This window comes from Streptomyces yokosukanensis (genome assembly GCF_001514035.1).
GTDB classification, from domain to species: domain Bacteria; phylum Actinomycetota; class Actinomycetes; order Streptomycetales; family Streptomycetaceae; genus Streptomyces; species Streptomyces yokosukanensis.
The window spans coordinates 9,528-10,796 of the sequence record NZ_KQ948262.1; the positions used below are offsets into that span (position 1 = coordinate 9,528).

The 1,269-nt window shown below is 69.3% G+C and carries 1 protein-coding gene; it reads right to left on the reverse strand.

The genetic code is table 11. The features are described 5' to 3' along the window. Positions 1 to 1,269: acyltransferase domain-containing protein (locus tag AQI95_RS43855; protein WP_167362012.1), on the reverse strand; the 1,269-nt coding region annotated here is incomplete at both ends.

Here is a 1,269-nt window from a genome sequence, read left to right on the forward strand (position 1 = left end):
ACACCCACACCCACACCCACCGGCAGACGAGACCACTCAACCCGGAAGAGCGACTCACCACCCCCACCACCGGACACCCTCAACTGCTCCTGGGGTATCTCACGCAGGACGACCGATTCCACCGACGCGACGGGTGCGCCGTCCGCGTCACGGATGTCCAGACGTACCGCGTCGGAATCGATGGACGTCAGACGGACCCGGACGGCTGAGGCGCCGGCGGCGTGCAAGGTCGTACCGCGCCATTCGGTGGAGATCCCGGACAGGCCGGTCACACGGGCGGCGGCCTCCAAGAGCATCGGGTGGAGGCCGAAGTGTTCCGCGTCGGCCGCGAGTTCACTGTTCAGGGCGACCTCGACGTACTCCCCAGCCGGAGGAGCCTCGCCGGTCGGCTGCGTCGCCGCGTCCGAGGGTGCGAGCGTGCCGGTGGCATGGCGGGTCCAGGAGTCGTCTCCGTGCTCGGGACAGGTGTACACGCCGACCGTACGGTTGCCCTTGTCGTCGGCGCCGCCAACGGAGACCTGCACGCGCAGCGCTCCAGTGGCGGGCAGCACAAGCGGCGTCTCGATCGTCAGTTCTTGCACCGTGCCGGCGTCGACCTCGTCACCGGCACGGATCGCCAGCTCGACCATCGCGGCTCCCGGCACGACGTCGCCGCCCGGAAGCTCTTCGGAAAGCCAGGGCTGCGCGGCCCGTGAGAGCCGTCCGGTGCACAGCACACCCCCCGTGTCAGGCACGGTCAGGACCGCGTTGAGAACCGGGTGCCGCATCGAGATGTCGCTCGCCGGTGCCGCCGCGGCCAGCCAATAGCGCTGGTGCTGGAAAGCGTAAGTCGGCAGAGCCACACGGTGTGCGTTCCGGCCCGCGAAGACCTGCTCCCAGTCGATGCCGACGCCGCGCGTGTGCAGCTGCCCCACCGCGTTCATCAGCGCCCGGTCCTCGGGCACATCCCGACGCAGCGACGGCACACAATCCTCCGCCACCATCCCCGTCAACACACCATCCGGACCCAACTCCAGGAAGGTGGCCACCTTCTGCTCCCGCATGGCCTGCACACCGTCGTGGAACCGGACCGTGCCACGCACATGCTCCACCCAGTACTCGGGCGAGCACAGCCGCTCGGCGTCCGCCACCTCACCCGTCAGATTCGACACCACCGGCAGCGCGGGCTCGTTGTACGACAGGCCGGCCGCGACCCTCCGGAAGTCGTCCAGCATCGGGTCCATCAGCGGCGAGTGGAAGGCGTGGGACACCCGCAGCCGCTTCACACGA